The 16422-nt window shown below is 62.3% G+C and carries 13 protein-coding genes; 3 read left to right on the top strand and 10 right to left on the bottom strand.

The features are described 5' to 3' along the window. The first annotated feature begins 147 nt into the window (after positions 1-147). The gene (locus R9B84_RS26690) at positions 148-1179 is read left to right on the top strand and encodes a sigma-54 interaction domain-containing protein (RefSeq protein ID WP_423763002.1); all 1032 of its coding nucleotides are present in this window, start codon (positions 148-150) and stop codon (positions 1177-1179) included. A 30-nt stretch (positions 1180-1209) separates the two neighbouring features. On the opposite strand, the gene R9B84_RS26685 is transcribed toward R9B84_RS26690, so the two are convergent. Together R9B84_RS26685 and R9B84_RS26680 are read right to left on the bottom strand one after the other, a co-directional pair. Next, a complete protein-coding gene (locus R9B84_RS26685) occupies positions 1210-3009 on the bottom strand; it encodes a methyl-accepting chemotaxis protein (protein ID WP_423763001.1) in 1800 nt (599 codons plus the stop codon). A gap of 343 nt (positions 3010-3352) precedes the next feature. Beyond that, on the bottom strand, positions 3353-3607 hold the full coding sequence (locus R9B84_RS26680) for a DUF3562 domain-containing protein (protein ID WP_423763000.1): 255 nt from the start codon (positions 3605-3607) through the stop codon (positions 3353-3355). A 564-nt stretch (positions 3608-4171) separates the two neighbouring features. On the opposite strand from R9B84_RS26680, the gene R9B84_RS26675 reads away from it, so the two are divergent. After that, positions 4172-4606 carry a hypothetical protein gene (locus tag R9B84_RS26675; RefSeq protein ID WP_423762999.1) on the top strand — a complete coding sequence of 145 codons (435 nt, stop codon included), beginning with the start codon at positions 4172-4174 and terminating at the stop codon, positions 4604-4606. Positions 4607-5141: 535 nt separating this feature from the next. On the opposite strand, the gene R9B84_RS26670 is transcribed toward R9B84_RS26675, so the two are convergent. Both R9B84_RS26670 and R9B84_RS26665 read right to left on the bottom strand, forming a co-directional pair. Beyond that, the gene (locus tag R9B84_RS26670; RefSeq protein WP_423762998.1) at positions 5142-6077 is read right to left on the bottom strand and encodes a universal stress protein; all 936 of its coding nucleotides are present in this window, start codon (positions 6075-6077) and stop codon (positions 5142-5144) included. A 202-nt stretch (positions 6078-6279) separates the two neighbouring features. After that, on the bottom strand, positions 6280-6411 hold the full coding sequence (locus tag R9B84_RS26665) for a hypothetical protein (RefSeq protein WP_423762997.1): 132 nt from the start codon (positions 6409-6411) through the stop codon (positions 6280-6282). Between the two features lie 315 nt (positions 6412-6726). On the opposite strand from R9B84_RS26665, the gene R9B84_RS26660 reads away from it, so the two are divergent. Then, positions 6727-7677: an IS110 family transposase gene (locus tag R9B84_RS26660; protein WP_423761012.1), complete on the top strand. Its 951-nt coding sequence runs from the start codon at positions 6727-6729 to the stop codon at positions 7675-7677. A 440-nt stretch (positions 7678-8117) separates the two neighbouring features. On the opposite strand, the gene R9B84_RS26655 is transcribed toward R9B84_RS26660, so the two are convergent. The 6 genes from R9B84_RS26655 to R9B84_RS26630 form a co-directional block, all read right to left on the bottom strand. Next, entirely contained in the window at positions 8118-8885 is a 768-nt protein-coding gene (locus tag R9B84_RS26655) for a hypothetical protein (protein WP_423762996.1), read from the bottom strand. Between the two features lie 107 nt (positions 8886-8992). Further along, complete coding sequence (locus tag R9B84_RS26650; protein WP_423762995.1) at positions 8993-9280, bottom strand: PAAR domain-containing protein; 288 nt, start codon at positions 9278-9280, stop codon at positions 8993-8995. An 8-nt stretch (positions 9281-9288) separates the two neighbouring features. Beyond that, positions 9289-10632, bottom strand: a complete 1344-nt coding sequence (locus tag R9B84_RS26645; RefSeq protein ID WP_423762994.1) for a type VI immunity family protein — start codon at positions 10630-10632, stop codon at positions 9289-9291. A gap of 38 nt (positions 10633-10670) precedes the next feature. Then, positions 10671-11936 (bottom strand): VRR-NUC domain-containing protein, encoded by a 1266-nt coding sequence (locus R9B84_RS26640; protein WP_423762993.1) that lies wholly within the window; start codon positions 11934-11936, stop codon positions 10671-10673. Between the two features lie 25 nt (positions 11937-11961). Continuing rightward, positions 11962-14814 carry a type VI secretion system Vgr family protein gene (locus R9B84_RS26635; protein ID WP_423762992.1) on the bottom strand — a complete coding sequence of 951 codons (2853 nt, stop codon included), beginning with the start codon at positions 14812-14814 and terminating at the stop codon, positions 11962-11964. Between the two features lie 473 nt (positions 14815-15287). Beyond that, positions 15288-16313, bottom strand: a complete 1026-nt coding sequence (locus R9B84_RS26630; protein ID WP_423762991.1) for a DedA family protein/thiosulfate sulfurtransferase GlpE — start codon at positions 16311-16313, stop codon at positions 15288-15290. Positions 16314-16422: the final 109 nt, after the last annotated feature.

The raw sequence follows: 16422 nt of genomic DNA, 5'->3' as shown, positions 1-16422 counted from the left end.
TCGGGTTTCTGTAAAAAAGCACCGGTAGACCCTGGATGGCACGGTCGTGCCCCACTCGCGGAAAGACCGATGGACGATCCCTTCCGCCCACGCCGCGCACATTGGAAATTTCTATTCAGCGGCACCTTCGTGGCTGTTTCGCTGTCGATGATAAATATTGCAATGAACGGAACGCGTGATGCCGATTTTCAAAACGGTCCGCTAACGCAGATGGGTGAAACCGCAAACCGGTCGAAGCAGCGCTCAGACGGCCGCCGGCTGTCCGGCCGGTCCTCCGCGATGCGCACGCTGCTCGCCCGCATCGAGAAAATCGCACCGACCCGCGCCAGCGTGATGATTGCCGGCGAAAGCGGGGTCGGCAAGGATATCGTCGCGCGCCGGCTGCACGATCTCAGTGCGCGGCGGAGCGGCCCGTTCGTGCCCGTGAACTGCAGCGCGATTCCGCCCGATATCGCCGAGTCGCAACTGTTCGGTCACGAGAAAGGCAGTTTCACAGGCGCGATCGCACAGCGGGAAGGTTTTTTCGAAGCCGCACGCGGCGGCACGCTGCTGCTCGACGAGATCGCGGAAATGCCCGCGGCGCTGCAGGTGAAGCTGCTGCGGGCAATCGAGTCGAATGCGATCGTGCGGGTGGGCGGCACCGAGCCGATTCCGCTTGACGTGCGCATCGTATCGGCCACCCGCCACAACCCGGCCGAAGCCGTGCGCGACGGCCGGCTGCGCGAGGACCTGTTCTACCGCCTCGCCGCGTTGGCGCTGTACGTGCCGCCGCTGCGCCGGCGCGACGGCGACATCGAGACGATTGCGCAGGAATTCGTCGATACGCTGAACGCGCGGCACCGCTCGCACAAGCGGCTGACCGACGCGGCGATCGCGGCGCTGCGCGCGTATTCGTGGCCCGGCAACGTGCGCGAGTTGCACAACGCGATCGAGCGCGCGTACATCCTGGCGGACGACGGCATCGACGTCGCGCTGCCGACGCAGCCGATGCCGCCCGACCGCACGTCGGAGCACGCGATGGCGCTGCCGCTCGGCGCGACGCTGCACCATGCGCAGCAGCGCTTCATCGCGGCGACGCTGCGTCATTTCGACGGCAACAAGCCGCGCGCGGCGAAAGCGCTCGGGATCAGCCTGAAGACGCTCTACAACCGGGCCGCGCTGATGCGCGACTGCTCCTGATCGGTGCGGCCGCGCATCCGGCGTGCCACATCACGCGACCTTGAACCGCCCGACCGTGGTCGCCAGCGCGTTCGCCTGCGACTGCAGCGCGGTTGCGGCGGCCGTCGACTGTTCGACGAGCGCCGCGTTCTGCTGCACCATTTCATCGAGCTGCGTGACCGCGCGATTCACTTCCTGGATGCCGCGCGTCTGCTCGTTCGCCGCGTGCGTGATCTCGGAAATGATCGTCGTCACGTTCGACACGTTGGACACGATCTCGCGCATCGTGTCGCCGGCCTGGCGCACCTGGCCGGATCCGGCCGACACGCTCGCGACCGTCGATTCGACCAGCACCTTCACTTCGCGCGCGGCCTGCGCGCTGCGTTGCGCGAGGCTGCGCACTTCCTGCGCGACGACCGCGAAACCGCGGCCCTGCTCGCCCGCACGCGCCGCTTCGACGGCCGCGTTCAACGCGAGGATGTTGGTCTGGAACGCGATTCCGTCGATCACGCCGATGATGTCGCCGATCCGGCCCGACGCTTCCTCGATCTTCCCCATCGTCGCGACGACGTCCGACACGACCACGCCGCCGTGCGATGCGATCCGCGACGCGGCCGCCGCGCGCTCGTCGGCCTGGCCGGCGGCCGCCGCCGACTGGCCGACGGTGGCCGTGATTTCTTCCATCGATGCAGCCGTTTCCTCGAGGCTCGCCGCCGCCGATTCGGTGCGCGACGACAGGTCCTGGTTGCCCGCCGCGATTTCGTTCGCGGCCGTGCGCACCGATTCGCTCGCGTCGCGGATCTGGCGCATCACGTCGTTCAGCTTGTCCACGAAGCTGTTGAACGAGCGCGCGATGTCGGCGACTTCGTCGCGGCCGTCGGCCGGCAGGCGCTGCGTCAGGTCGCCCGCGCCCGAGCCGATCGCGGCCATTGCCTGGCGCACCTGCGACAGGCGGCGGAACGCGGTCGCGGTGATCGCGCCGATGATCAGCGATGCGACGCCGACGATCACGACCAGCGTGATCAGCGACGCGGTCAGCAGCGAGCGCATCCCGGCCGTCGCCTCGGTCTTGTCGAGCAGCACCAGCGCGTACCAGTCGGTGCCCGGCACGGGCCGCGCGCGCACCAGCTTCGCGTCGCCGCCCACGCTGACCTCGACGGGCGCGGTCGCGGCCGCGACCGACGCGACGCTCATCGCGCCGAGTTCGGGCGACACGTCGGCGACCGGCTTCAGCGTGAGCTTCGGGTCCGGGTGCGCGACGACGTGGCCGCTGCTGTCGATCAACATCCCGAAGCTCGCGGGCGTCGGGCGGATCGACTTCACGTTCGCGATCACGCTGTCCATCGCGACGTCCGCGGCGACGACGCCCTTCAGCGCGCCGTCGCGCAGGATCGGCACCGCGAACGTGACCACCAGGTTGCCGGTGCCGGCATCGACGTAAGGCGGCGTGACGACCGGCTTGCCGGCCTGCGCGGCCTGCTTGTACCACGGGCGGCCGGTCGGATCGTAGTCGGGCGGGATGCCGGTCGGGTCGGAGAAGCGGAACGCCTTGTCGGCGTAGCCCGCGTAGACGTTCGTGAAACCGCCGGCCGTGGCCATCTGCTTGAACACCGGCAGCGGATCGGGCGCCAGCGCGGCATCCTGCAGCGACGCGATCATCCGGCTCCGGGTGGCGACCCAGTCGGCGATCCCGACCACATGGCCGCTCGCGACGGAGGTCAGGTTGCGGTCGATCGCGTCGTCGTTGTACGAGCGTGCGATGACGTAGTTGATCAGCGTGGTGGCGACGAGCGCGAATACGACAATGGCGACGCACGCGGCTAGGATGCGGGCGCGGATGGACGAGAGCATGGCAACGACTCGGTAAGGGAGCGCGAACGCCCGATGGACGAATTCACCGGGTAAACGGCAATCGCGCGGCTTACTTGAGGCCGTTGTGACAATTCAGTGAAATGTAAGGCGGAAGGCGCCGCCGGATGTCAGCGGATTGTCAGGACTGCCGCGCCCGCCCGGCCACCCGTGCGCGGGTTGTCGGGCGAGGCGACAATGCCGACGACCTCGCGCGCGGAGATCAGCGGGCGTTTCGGGTTGGCCGGCTCGCCATCGGCCGCCCGCGTGAAGGTCGAGCGGGATTTGGCCGCGGCCCGGCGACGCGTCGGGTAACGCCCGCAGCGTCAGCCGCGGCGAACGCCCGTCATAGACGATGGCTCGGGCGCGGATCGGATGCCGCGGCCGGCGTATCGGCCCGCGTGTCGCTGTCGAGATCGTCCTGCTGGCGCATCCGTTCGCGCAGGTGCCGGATCGCGAACACGTGGATGTAGTCGTGCACGCGCGCGCCGGACGACAGCGCGCGCACTTCGTCGTCGAGCATCGCGCGCAACTGATCCGCGCCGATCGCACGCTGTTCGGCGGCTTCCTTGAGTGAATCGAGCAAATTGTCCTTGGACATCGACGAACTCCTGACAGTCGAGGGTCGAAAAGATGACGGTACTGGAAGCTTAAAGACTGGACGGCTGCGCGACGTACGATGCGCCGGAGCATATTTGCGCGCGATCAACGGCACGTTGCGTGCCGCTGTGCCGATCCGCCTCCGGACCGGCCGCGCTTGGTTCGCGGCGCAAACTGCCCGCGAACGAGACTGGAAGCCCTGCCACGCCACCCCGGCGCGCGGCACCGGCAGACGAGCGGACGGTGGAACGCCGCGCGACGCCGATGCAGTGGGCAACTTAGACCGGCCGAAATCATGCGTCAAGCGACGTCCGACGCACCCTGTCCATTCGTCGGAACCAACGCGCCGGATCACCGCCGATACCACCGCACCCGCCGATCGGCCGCCGCGCGTGTCAGCGGATTCCGATACGTGCGCGCAATGCCTGACAGCGACTTCAGCGCACGCTGCTTGGCAGCACGTGTTCGCCACCCGATACTGATTGCATGGACGAAGCGTTCATACCGGGTCATCGCCCAGCCGGCCGTCAAGCCGGCATGCGGGGTCCGGCGCAGGAGACCAACCATGAAACATAGCAACTTCCCGGGCCGGGACGGCCAGCGGCGCGCGTCGGGCAACACGCGTGCCCTGCCCGCCCAGGCCGTGTCGGCCGGCAATCGTCCGTCAGACGACCTCGACACCTTGCTCGCGCTCGCACGCGAAGCCGGGCTGCTCGTCACGCTCGACGGGCAGATCGGCCGCGAAAAATACCAGAGCGTCGCGGGGTCGGTACTCGCGCTGCAACGGTTCGCCGCAGCCCTCTGCGCGCGGGCCACCCCCGACGCTCCCGCCGTTTCCGAGCCACGCCGCAAGGCGCGCCCCGGCTGGCCGCATGCGAACCGGCAGCGCAGTCGCACGTCCGTCGCGCGCGGACCGATGCATGTCGTGCGTCAACGTCCACGTGTACGCCGTGGCGCCGGCCGCCGGCACGACCTGCGGTCGATTCTTCGCACCTTCTGAGCGCGCGCGCAGCCGGCACGGTACGGGCCGTGCCATGGCTGCGTGTGACAGAAGCGTCTGCAGGGCGTGCAGTGGCCGCGCGTGTATTGCGACGCCGCGCATGCCGCGACCATCACCGATCCGCATTGGCGCGAACGCGCGCCGTCCCGCGCCATGACGGCCATCACGCGCCGCTCCACACGGCAGCATTCACGACGATTCCTGCGGGGAAAAGAAATCCGACGGGGCCAGCAACGCGGAAAGCGGACGGGGTGACTGCACCCCGCCCGTCCTCCAAGGCAGCCGTCGGCTGCCTACCCTCGTGCCAGAGAGTTCCCGGCGGATGACGCGCCATGCGAGGCGTGGCGCGGCTCCTGAAAAGATGGGGCGGCGACCAACGCGCCGTCGATCGATGCCGCGTTCATGCGCGACTGTCATTGCATTTGCACGACAGAGCGGCCGTGCAGGCAGACGTTCCATGAAATTCTCATGCGATGTGCACGACGTTTTTGACGCAGATCAACCCAAGCCCGCTTCGTGCGCGACACCGCGCCATTCACTCCGCGCCACGCACGAGCAAAACGGGCACTTGCGCGAGGTGCGCAACGCGGCGCGCGACGCTGCCGATCAACCACGCAGCAATGCCGCGCCGGCCATGCGTGCCGACCACCAGCAGTTCCGCACGCCAGTGCACGGCGTCGCGCATCAGTGCATGCGCCACGTCGTCGCTGGTCGGGCGCGTTTCGACGACACCGCGCTTGGTCGGGTTGCCGGTCGCCTGGAACAGCGGGCCGATCTTAGCAAGTGCATCCTCGCCCTCCGCGCGGTACGCGTCCTCCAGCGCGCGCACCGGCACGATATCGGTCAGACGAACCGCGCGATCGATCACGTATGCGGCATACAGCAACGTCGTCGGCGCCGCGAAGCCGAGGCCGACGCGCACCGCGTTCAGCGACGGCTCGCTGCCGTCGACCGCGAACATCAGACGTTGCAGCGTGCCGTCCGACGGGCGCGCATAGCCGACCGGCACGATCAGCAGCGCGCACCTCGCGCGCGTCGTCAGCGTGTCCGAGATCGCGCCTTCCACGAGCCGCAGCAGCCCGTGATGCGGATTCGCGCCGACCACGAGCACGTCCGCGCGCCACGCCAATGTGTCGTTTACCAGCGCATCGGCGACCGTGCCGCCCGTGACCGACGTATCGACGACGACCTGCTCGATCTCGATGCCGCTGTCGTCGAACAGCGCGGCGATCCGCGCATTGGTGGCTTGCGCTTCGCGCATCATGTCCTCGCGTGCGGAAGTCAGCAGCGCGTCGATACGCGGGATGTCGGGCAGGACGAGGCGCGGGTTGTCGATTGCGCAGACGATGCGCAACCGCATGCCGGCACGCAGCAGCGTGCGCGCGTAGCGCGCGGCGGACAGCGATTCGGGCGTCGGATCGACGGCCAGCACGATCCGGGCGAGCGGCGGGATGGACTGGACAGGCTGCATGGCGAAGGTCTCCGTGCGTGCGCGTCGCCGCGGAACGACGACGGGAGCTTCGCGGCGACGCGCGGCGGCCGGACAGCCGCCGCGGTCGCAGGCATCGGCGGGTAGCCACGCGAAGCGCGGACTAGCAATGGGTTCAGCATAGGTCGTCCGGCCCGCGCCCGCATGATCGCGATCAACGATCGCGCAGCCCTGCCCTTACCGCTTACGACTTCGTCGGTACCGATGCCGCCGGTCGGTTCGCGTAGAACAGCGCATACGCGATGCCGACCAGCACGATCCATACCGGCCCGATCACGAGCGCGACGCGCGTGTCGGGCGTGAACGCCATCAGCACGACGACTTGCTTTTTCGTCGAGCTCTCCTCGCCTCTAGGATAAGAGAACCCACTTGCCGTTTGGCTACACGATCCGTCTTGTATGTTTAAACCAGATCAGCGCGGTACAGTCTGGTTACCGCTAAGGTGACCGGACCGGGCCGTGTAGCCTGGAATCGTCTAGAGTCGGCGAGTCTGCTTGCCAGTTCGTACCTGAGTCGATTGCGCACGTCCTCCGTGCTGGTCTTCCCGATGCCCGAACGGTTAGTCGAGCGGTTTGATACCAGCTCGCATGCACAAGAAAGGGATATGAAGACCATGTCTGGATCATCCGTAATGGTGGGCATCGATGTGGCGAGTACCCATGTCGATGTGGCGTGTCTCGGGGCAACCTTGCCAGCCGAACTGACGCATATCAGCAACGACACCGAGGGGCACGTCGTTCTGGCCGACGCTCTGGCGAAGCTGCAACCCGGACTCGTGCTGATGGAGGCCACGGGTGGCTATGAGGCGGCATTGGCGTGCACGCTGCAGGCAGTCGGGCTGCGCGTGGCGGTGATCAACCCGCGCATGGCTCGTGACTTCGCTCGTGCGATGCAGCGCCTGGCCAAGACCGACCGCATTGATGCCGCCACCCTAGCCGAATTCGCTGCCGTACTGGCCCAACGTCCTGACTGCGAGCGCTTCGTGCGTCCGCTGAGCGATCCCGCGCAGCAGGATCTGGCGGCTCTGGTCACCCGACGACGCCAGCTTGTGGCTATGCGACTTTCCGAGCGGCAGCGCCTGCGCCTGGCTCGCCCGGTCACACGCCCGAGCATTCAGGCATTGCTCGAAGCCATTGCGTGTCAGCTTAACGACGTCGACGCCAAGATGCTCAGTCACGTCGAGCAGCACCGCGCCGTCATGTCCAAGCTGTTGCAGGACGTGGCGGGCGTGGGCCGTGTCGCCGCGACAACCTTGATTGCGGAATTGCCTGAACTGGGTCATCTCAATCGGCGCCAAATCTGCGCCTTGGTCGGCGTGGCACCTTATGCCAAGGACTCTGGTTCCATCAGAGGCCGTAGACGCATCGCCGGCGGGCGCTTTGAGGTACGACGTGCGCTGTACATGGCGACGCTCACCGCGACTCGATTCAATCCGGCCGTCCGCGCTTTCTACGAACGTTTGGTTGCCGCAGGCAAACTCAAGAAAGTGGCCTTGATTGCCTGCATGCGCAAGCTCATCACGCACCTAAATGCCATCGCCCGTAACCACCTGAATGCTCAAAATCAACCTCTCACAGCTTGACATTCAACACGGTTACTCAGGTCAACCGCTCTCCCGGTATCCGCCCCTGCTAACGCCATCGGAATCGTTGCAGCCAACAATCCAGTGCTTGCTCGGAGACTGATATGCCCGGCCAAAGAAGTCGGGCTGCGTTACTGTCGACCAATCGTCCCGCACGACGGCATTACGCACCATGCGTTGCCCACTACTACGCGGTTTCTCCATTGACGCGACTTCGGGCATGGAGATAGTCTCCATGGATTTTTTGAGCCACCTAGCACTGCTTCTCGTAGTTTCGAGAACAAACCCATCGAAAAATCCTCAGATTTCAATTTGCTCGTATATTTGGGCTGGACGCCGCCTTGATTTATCTGCCCCCGAAACTCCCCTGCAAGGAAAGCGCTAGAACAATCTTGTAGCCTACCTTAGCGGTAACGCCGTGCATGTCAGACAGCGTGCAATCAAACCACTTCAGATTCATTTCGCAGAGTCGAGTGATTGGTTCGGTTACGAGGTCGCATCGCTGCACCGTTAGAGGATTTCGTCCGCCTCATAGCATCATTGTGAGGGCGATTCGATAGTTTGATGCTGCGCTTTTCGGTCAAACGTGATTCCGAGCCATACCCATATTTCGGCAGAGGAAATTTTTTATTGACGTTCATCAAGGCGCTTGCGGATTTCGCCCCTCTAGCCAGAAACATCAGAACAAAAGTGGAACCCGATCCGAGAAGCATGAGCGTCACAGCCGCAACCGGATGGATTGCTCTCGAATCAGGTAGCGTGAGAAATGTGACAAAATAAATCAGTAGAGACAGAAATAGGAATGCCCAAAAATTTTGCCCCACCGTAAATCTCTTAAGCCACTTAAAGCGATTATCCTTGTAACCTCCTTCTTCGGGGCAAAATTTCACATATTTACCAGCATATTCCAGCGAGCGAAATAAGGTGAGCGCGTTATCTCGCTCGAATACAAATCTAATTTCATCCCCACTCAATTGCATCCCATACGCCTCTTTAACTGCGAGTTGTAGCGCGCCAGATGAGATTACACGCCAACCCTGATCCTTCATCTTCATTATTTCATATAATCGCTTCGTGCGTCCTTGAGAAAAAATCTGGCTTCCGGAGCGGTAATTTTTGAATAGCATGATGACGCCACCAACTCCAGTGACAATCGCGATGACAGTGCTAACCGTTCCCAGGGAATTGACAATCGTTTCGATAATCACGCCACACCCCACAAATTTAGTTAATTGCGGTATCCCGAATTACCTTATGCCGCTATGTGACTCCATTTTTCCAATCATAATGCGATGCGCCATCAACACAATCAACATCACACATCGACTGACATGACGTGCTGCGATGGGATGAGTAACGGCGGCACCGGACACGTGCAAACGCACAGATCGTCACTCAACGCTACGCGGCGACCGTCCGGCCCTGTCATCGGAATTCGCGGGCCGACACATTGAATCTTGCCGATCGTCTTGCACACCGGGCAAAACACATCGTCATCCTCATGCGCGATGTACCTACCGTCGAGTGCGAACGGCGTCGCCTTGGCTTGGACCGTTCCTGCAACCGTCGTATGGTCGCCGTCGAGAACCAGGAATCTCGTCATGGTCGGTTTTATCCGTCTTGCTTCTCAGTTGGCGACCAGTGCCAGTTCGTCGTACCCCAAGAACTGCCCTCGATCACCGGCATGATTTCGCCTGCTTCGAAATAGCGACGGCTTCCTGCCTTAGCTGGCGTATGCCACCACCCCGCTTCCGGGCATGCACTGCCGCCCCGCACACTTTGGCGGGCCGGTTCGCGATTCACTGGCAGTGGGACGATAGTCGGCGGCTCAGGAATCGGCGGAGCCTCAGACAAATCGAAACGGGCTACCCACTTCCGCGCATTTCTCATATCTGCGCTCGGAAGATCGGGGATGTAGGTATGCAGCGCATCAGGCTTCGGATCGCGCAACATACGCAAGGCGCTGTTCACGAACACGTACGGCTCAGGCAAGCCCTCTTCAGGAGCGCCGAGGCGCGGGAAGTCGCCAGCACGAACCATCAGGCATGCATTCGCGCGCTCGATATGAATGTCGGGGCGATCAAGCTTTTCCCGAATCGCCGCCTCGCCCCCCAAACGCTCGATGAACAGTTCACCTAGGATCGTGTACCAATTCACACCCTTGATGAAGCCCCACCGACCAACTTTCGCGCCGGGATGCAGATGATCATAGGAGGCGGTTAGATCGTCCTTGGATTCACCTTCGTAGGACACCGGGTCGTACTCTTGCTTCTGCAGGTGCGCGGTACTGTCAATGTCTAACCCGCTGAAACGTTCCGCAAGTGCCCATTCTTGCGGCATATATCGGTGGTAGCTATACGCAAGAACAGGCGCAAGCCCGCCATAGCCTCCACGCACTACGAGCTTGTTACACGCATAACGCAGAAATTCCTCGTACTTCGCGACGCCTTCGTCGGTAGTGACCAAGTTCATCGGCACATTGAATTTCAAATGCGATAGACCCGTCTCCCGTCCCTTAGGCACTCTCAATCGTCCGGTGGGCGAAACATAGTCTTCTTGGAGTGCCGTCCCGGTTAGCACCCCGATATTGTATTCCGCAGCTGTGTCTTGGTCGGTTGCACTGGAACGCAACACGCTGACTTGCATATATGACGGTGTATCGGAAATTGCACGGCGTATCTTCTCAACACCCTTTGCATTTCGCGTCGTGAATTTTCCAAGGTCGGCATCCTTCCCCCCCTTCAGATGCTCGCCGAACATTTCGTCAAAGCGGTCAAAGCAGTCAAGGATCGCTTGCCGTACCTCAGGTTGCGAGCCACGCTCAAAGAACACCGTACCGATGACACCCGGCAACACACCCATCGAGTTGTCGGCTAGGCGCACGCTCAAATCTTCCTGATAGAGGGAAAGAGCCTGCAACGGTGTCAAGACAGGTTTCGAATCGCTCAAAGTCATAACCGGAACGTTAATTGATCAGTCGCACATGAATTCAGTCAGCTTGCGGACAGCGCTGCGACTGCACTCCCACCTCCAAGCACTACCCCAAGGGTTGCAGCCAGTGCAGCAGCGGCCTCTGCACCAGTTGCGATAATCGCACACAGAGCAGCGAAAATCGCAATCAACTCAGGCAACAGCAGGATGACGATCGCGACGCCGACGACAATGGCTACTGCGACCGCAGCCCCTTTCAGCAACGTCACACCGACCTGCGCCCAATCGATATGCGTGAGCACATCCCACGTCATATCGGTCATTTGCACAATTGCTTCCCATCCGCCCTTCAACTGCGCCGCCGTATAGCGAAATAGCTCGTGCCCTTTCTCATCCACCCAAACCCAAGCACCATGCGCCTTGTCGGCAACCCACTGACCGGCGGTAAACATCCACGCCGCATGCTGATGCAGGAAGGCACTAGTCTCAGCGGACACGTAAGAATATCCACGTTGAACGGCATCCCAAACCGGGGCAACAGCCTGCTCAATGTCCTTGCCGTACTCATGTGCCTTTTGCCACCAGTCCTCATACCAGACGTGATGCGGAACAGCGGGAACGCTACGAATGGGTACGCGTTGTCGCTCCTTCTCATCTTCGGTTTTCGGTGCAGGAATGGGCGCGGGCTTAGGGATTTTCTGCAAGTCCCCATTGCAGTCAGTCACATCAATAACGGTCATGCGGTTTTTGAAGTCGCCGGAAATCGCCCGGTAAGCTTCCTCTTGCCCCGGCCCCCAATTGTCACCCGGGAATTTGACTTCGACCAATCGCAACATATTGTTGGCATGATGCCCGCCTTCGCGATCGACCGTTCCACGCCCGGGCCAGAGAATCGCCTCACTTTCCACAATGATCACGTCGGGTCGCCGAAGAGCACCTACCTTCGCTCCGGGCGGAAACGGGTTCCGGCTTCGACGACGCTCTGTCCCGTGGGGCTTTTCATTACTCAAGAAGGGAATCGGAGCGGCAACGCCGCCTGTCGCGAAGAACGGCATCATGTCGAAGCTCACTTCAGCCTTGTACTTGAATAGCCACTTCCACTTGAACTCTTCCTCGATCATCATCGGCACACTCATCGCGGACTGCATGAGCAACCGGTGAACGATCGACCCATCGCGCAACTTCACGGGAATGTATTTCGCCGTTTTTAGCGCCTTCTCAACCTTCTCCCGCAAGTACCCCTTTGCGTCTGGCGGTAGAAGCGCGTATTCAGGTACACGCTCTTTGATCGTCTCGCACGCGCCCGCCGGTTGAAGTGATCCGCCCATTATGTTCTCCTGGTATCGTCGGCGCTCACGTGCGCTCGTCGGGGTCAACCTTCAGGTAATCGGCCCAAATGTCAGGTTCCCCACCGCCTGCATACTTCCACGGCTCGACATCCTGCTTTTCCTGCTTGAACGCCTTGAGGCTCACACTCTGTGCATTCGGCGTAAAGACCGGCACTGTCTCGCCAAGATCGTTCGTGTGGCCGAGTACTGTCCGGCCTGATGGAAGCTTCAGTTCGTAGGCGTGTCGAATCATCGGCGTGCCGTCCGCCTCGTTTTTCAGGACGTATTGCGCCTGATACGACGGCTTGAACTGCGGCATTGCGTACGACTCACTGACCGGTCCTGCGAAGCTGAACGACGCGCCCTTGAAGTCAACGTTGCCCGGGGCATGTATCGAGACGTTGCCACCCTTAACGCGAATCGTTGCACCGCCGCAGTACAGGACTAGCTCCTGATCGGCCGCGATTTCCATCCGTCCGGCCACCGACAACAGTTTCACAAGTTGCTGCGCGATCATTTCCAGATCGCTGTCCTGTGCCTGTATTTCGACCTTGCCTTTACCCGCAACGGCTTTGATGCCCTGATTGCGAGCGAACAGGCTTAGATGTTCAATCGCCGCCGCGTGCATCGATCCGCCCGCCGCGAGATACGAGTCCTGTCCGCTAATCCAGTTCGCCTGTTGGTCTGCACTGGCATGGAGCGACTGATGTGTGGACAGGCCGATACCGGCCGGACTGCCGAGCAACAACAGCGGTGCTGCGAACGCGTTCGCGTTACCCGTGCCGCCGCCCGCTGTACGACCTCCTGACGCTTCGCCGGATGCGGATTGCTTCGTCGCATCGGTGAACGTCGCCAGCGCATCGACGCCGGATTTCAGGCTCTCGGCCTGGTGCTGTTCACTCGCATCCGAAATACTGCCGAGCAGGTCTTTTGAGCGCGTAAGCTGCTCGCGCGCTTCGTCAACGTCAAGTTGATCACTGTCGCGCGACACGGGATGCGCACTGATCGAGACGCCCCGGCTGCCGCGCACCGACGCGTAATGGTCAGCGTGCAACAGCAATCCCGAGCCGAGATATCGTCCGCGTGTGTTTCCGCTCTGCTGAATCAAATAGCCCTGCGCGATCGATGCGTAGCTGCTGCCGGTGTAGCTGACGAGCCGCGTACCGCTTTGATTCGTGGCGTCATCATGGACGAACGAATTGAACGCGCCGGTACCGCCGAACCCCTGCGACTGGAAACCCGACAGCAGGACATTCGAATGCCATTGAGAAGGCGTCGTGCCGCCGTTGACGCGACCCAAGATAAACGGCTTGTCGCAATCGTTTGCCCAATAGGCAATTAAAACCCATTCACCGGCCCGTGGCACGTGTACCGATCCGTAGCCGTTCCCCGTATCGGCCTGCATGGTCGACAGCAGCGGCGACGATGCAAACGTGCCATCCGGGTTCTTGCGGTCCCATGCGAAATGCACGCGTACCTGGTTCCGCTCGTTCGTCCACGCTTCCGATCCTTGCTGCGTCACGACGATCGCGTGCTCGATGGTCATGGTCGGCTTAGGATGGGCGAGCGGACTGCGATATTCGACGCTCGCCTCTTGTGCCTCAACCTCGATGGCGAAAAATCCGGCTGTCCCGTCTTGCGGGTGTTCCGGTGTCTTGAAACGCGCTCCGTGTATCGCCTGTTGCTCGGCCAGCGTCGCACGCAGACTGAGAGGATATTCCGTCGCCTGTTGACCAATCGACACGTTGTTTTCGATATACCAACGCGCCTCGATGACGAGAAATTCCCGCTTCTTCGGATCGCTGTCGGGATGGCGTGGATGGTTGTTCAGCGTGAACCTCAATCCGGCATCGAGCCATCGCAGACCTCCAACACCGAAATATCTGCGTGCCCGCGAATCCCACCCCTCAACACGCCGACGCGCGCGGGCCTCGCCGCTGTCCGAATCGGGATAGCCGTACGCGGTCGGCTGGTAAACCGTCATCGGTGCAACAGGGATGCTGCGCGAATCCGACTGCCGACCGCCGTCCGTTGCGTAGGTCGTAGATTGCAGCGCGCTGTCCGTCTGGAAATGGGACGTCGGTCGCTTGTAGTCGAACGCACGCGACATGTAACGCAGACTCTGCATCGTCTGCCTGATCGCCCATTGCGTGAACCCGTCCGCTTCGTGATCGGTGTTGCCGCGATAGTATTCCGCCGGTTTCGCTTCCGGCAGCGACGATACGCGGTCGAGAATGACGAGCGTAGTGTTCGGCGGCTCCCCCTCTTTCGTCGCCTCGTGCAGCCAATAGAAGTACCAGCCTTCATCTTCAAGATGGCGGTGCACGAAATGAAGATCGGATTCGCTTTGACGGCACCATGAGCGCACGGCAGGTTCGCGCGACAGATCGAAACGGAACCGCCCTTGGAGTTGCGGATATCGATTGAACACGTCGGAAACGATTTCGCGCGCGTCCTTTTCGAGCCACCCCTCGTCATTGTGGGTCTTGCTCAAGAAAATCAGGGCGGAGGAAAATTCGAGCTGGTACGTTGATACGCTACCGTCACCGCCCAAATATCCGACCTGATGCACAAAACCGTGCACGGGTCGATAGACCGAATCGGCAAAGGGAGCCGTACGCTGTTGAATCCACAGGGTGACTGGCTGATGCATCAGCGACAGCAGCGCCGTATCGTCGCGCAGAGACGCGACATCTACAGTCCAATGATAATCACCGCCAATCCCGGATGATCCGCGCGCCCGCAACGGGGTCAACGCGTTCTTGCCGAGCGGCGTATCCAGCATCAACAGCCGGTCGTGCTGCAACAAGCCGCGATGGACGGCCTCGTACAGGTCGCGACTTTTCAAATCCCCGGGTGCGGGTGGTTTAAACCCCATTTCTTGTCGTCCTTCTCTCAGGTTCGACTACCGTCAGAGAAACGACACAACGACGGCCAGCCAGCGGCGACGCAAGGTCGCTCTGGCGCAATTCTACCTAAAGTCTGAGGAATATTTGCCGACTCGACAAACGTTGACGCTGAGCGGCCAAGACAAAGTGCGGCCGCGTGGCGTGCGCTTCTCAACCGCCACTACGCACGGGCAGCGCTTGAGTCAGGGTTGATTGAACTGTGCGGGAGCACAACTCCTGCCTGATCAGCCGAGACAACGTCGCGAAGTAGACCGACGGAACCGCCCTTGCGAGCATGCCCAACGCCGCGCCATGTCGTATCGCAATTGCAGCATGCGGCCCAACACCGAGCATCGCTTCGAACGATGGCCTTCCCCACTGGGAGGTGGCAATGCTGGTTCGTCACCTGCCCCGAATTAGGTGCACCATTTGGACACTTTCCATTGGGAGCGACATCCCAGCATCACTTCGACAGCGTCGCGCGCACCGTATATTCGCCTTCGAGCGTGCCGTGTTCGGGACGCACGAAATAGCGCGACGAATCGAGATCGGCCGGCATCGGCTCGACCGGATAGCCGTGCTTCTCCCATGCATCGAGGCCGCCCTTCAGCGCCCGGATGTTGTGGATCATCTTCTTGCGCTGCATCTTCGCGATCAGGCGCTTCGCGGTCGCCTCGTTCGGGCACACGCAATAGACGACGATCGGCCGTTTCAGCAATTCCGGGTCGAGCAGGTCCGGCGAATCGAGATCGACCGGCACCGCGCCGGCGATCCGGTACGGCTCGCGCTCGCGGATCGCGCGCGGCCGCGCGTCGAAGATCAGCGGCGGTTCGTCCGACGTCATCATCTCGACGAGCTGCGGCGGCGAGATGCGCACCTGCGCAAGATAGCGGCGGAACTGCACGCGGCGCACCCAGCGGTACAGCAGGAACGTGATGAAGATCGCGAGGAACGCGTCGAGGATCGTGCCGCCGCTCGCGCGCACCCACAGCACGAACTGGACGATCTGGTCGTGAATGGCCGCGCCGCCGACGAGCCAGAACGCGGCCCACAGCGACGCGCCGGCCAGATCCCAGAACAGGAATACGCCGACGCCGATTGCAGTCGTGCCGAGCAGCGGCGCCGACACGAGGCCGAGGCCCGGCAGGAATTTGGACAGCACGAGCAGCGGCGCGCCGTATCTTTCGAATACGTTACGCGCGAAGCGCAGCGTGGTGTCGAGCGACAGCGAGAAGCGCACGAGGCCGTTCAGCAGGCGCCGGCCGCGCGTGCGGCCCATGAAGAACCACAGCGAATCGGCGAGCATCGTCGCGCCGATCGCCGCCGCGAACATGCTGGCCCACGACGCCTGCCCCATTGCCGCCATCGTGCCGCCGAGAATCAGCATCGGCACGGCCGGCACCGGCACGCCGAGCTGCGTGATCAACACGCTCGCGAACACGGCCCACGGGCCGAGCGACGATGGAATTGCAATGGGAAAGTGCCACACGGCGGCGCTCCTGGAAGACATGCGGGCCGCGCGACGGGGGCCGTCGGACCGGCTGTGCAACGGCCGCTGCGGCACGTCCGCAGCAGGCCTTGTGCATCACGGGCATTCT

Origin of the sequence: Burkholderia sp. NLJ2 (assembly GCF_049487195.1) — a bacterium.
GTDB lineage: Bacteria > Pseudomonadota > Gammaproteobacteria > Burkholderiales > Burkholderiaceae > Burkholderia > Burkholderia pyrrocinia.
This window is presented reverse-complemented; position numbering and strand designations above follow the sequence as displayed.

Coding starts and splice junctions, on each gene's coding strand:
- R9B84_RS26690 (WP_423763002.1), top strand. CDS start 148: ATGATAAATATTGCAATGAACGGAACGCGTGATGCCGATTTTCAAAAC.
- R9B84_RS26685 (WP_423763001.1), bottom strand. CDS start 3,009: ATGCTCTCGTCCATCCGCGCCCGCATCCTAGCCGCGTGCGTCGCCATT.
- R9B84_RS26680 (WP_423763000.1), bottom strand. CDS start 3,607: ATGTCCAAGGACAATTTGCTCGATTCACTCAAGGAAGCCGCCGAACAG.
- R9B84_RS26675 (WP_423762999.1), top strand. CDS start 4,172: ATGAAACATAGCAACTTCCCGGGCCGGGACGGCCAGCGGCGCGCGTCG.
- R9B84_RS26670 (WP_423762998.1), bottom strand. CDS start 6,077: ATGCAGCCTGTCCAGTCCATCCCGCCGCTCGCCCGGATCGTGCTGGCC.
- R9B84_RS26660 (WP_423761012.1), top strand. CDS start 6,727: ATGGTGGGCATCGATGTGGCGAGTACCCATGTCGATGTGGCGTGTCTC.
- R9B84_RS26650 (WP_423762995.1), bottom strand. CDS start 9,280: ATGACGAGATTCCTGGTTCTCGACGGCGACCATACGACGGTTGCAGGA.
- R9B84_RS26645 (WP_423762994.1), bottom strand. CDS start 10,632: ATGACTTTGAGCGATTCGAAACCTGTCTTGACACCGTTGCAGGCTCTT.
- R9B84_RS26640 (WP_423762993.1), bottom strand. CDS start 11,936: ATGGGCGGATCACTTCAACCGGCGGGCGCGTGCGAGACGATCAAAGAG.
- R9B84_RS26635 (WP_423762992.1), bottom strand. CDS start 14,814: ATGGGGTTTAAACCACCCGCACCCGGGGATTTGAAAAGTCGCGACCTG.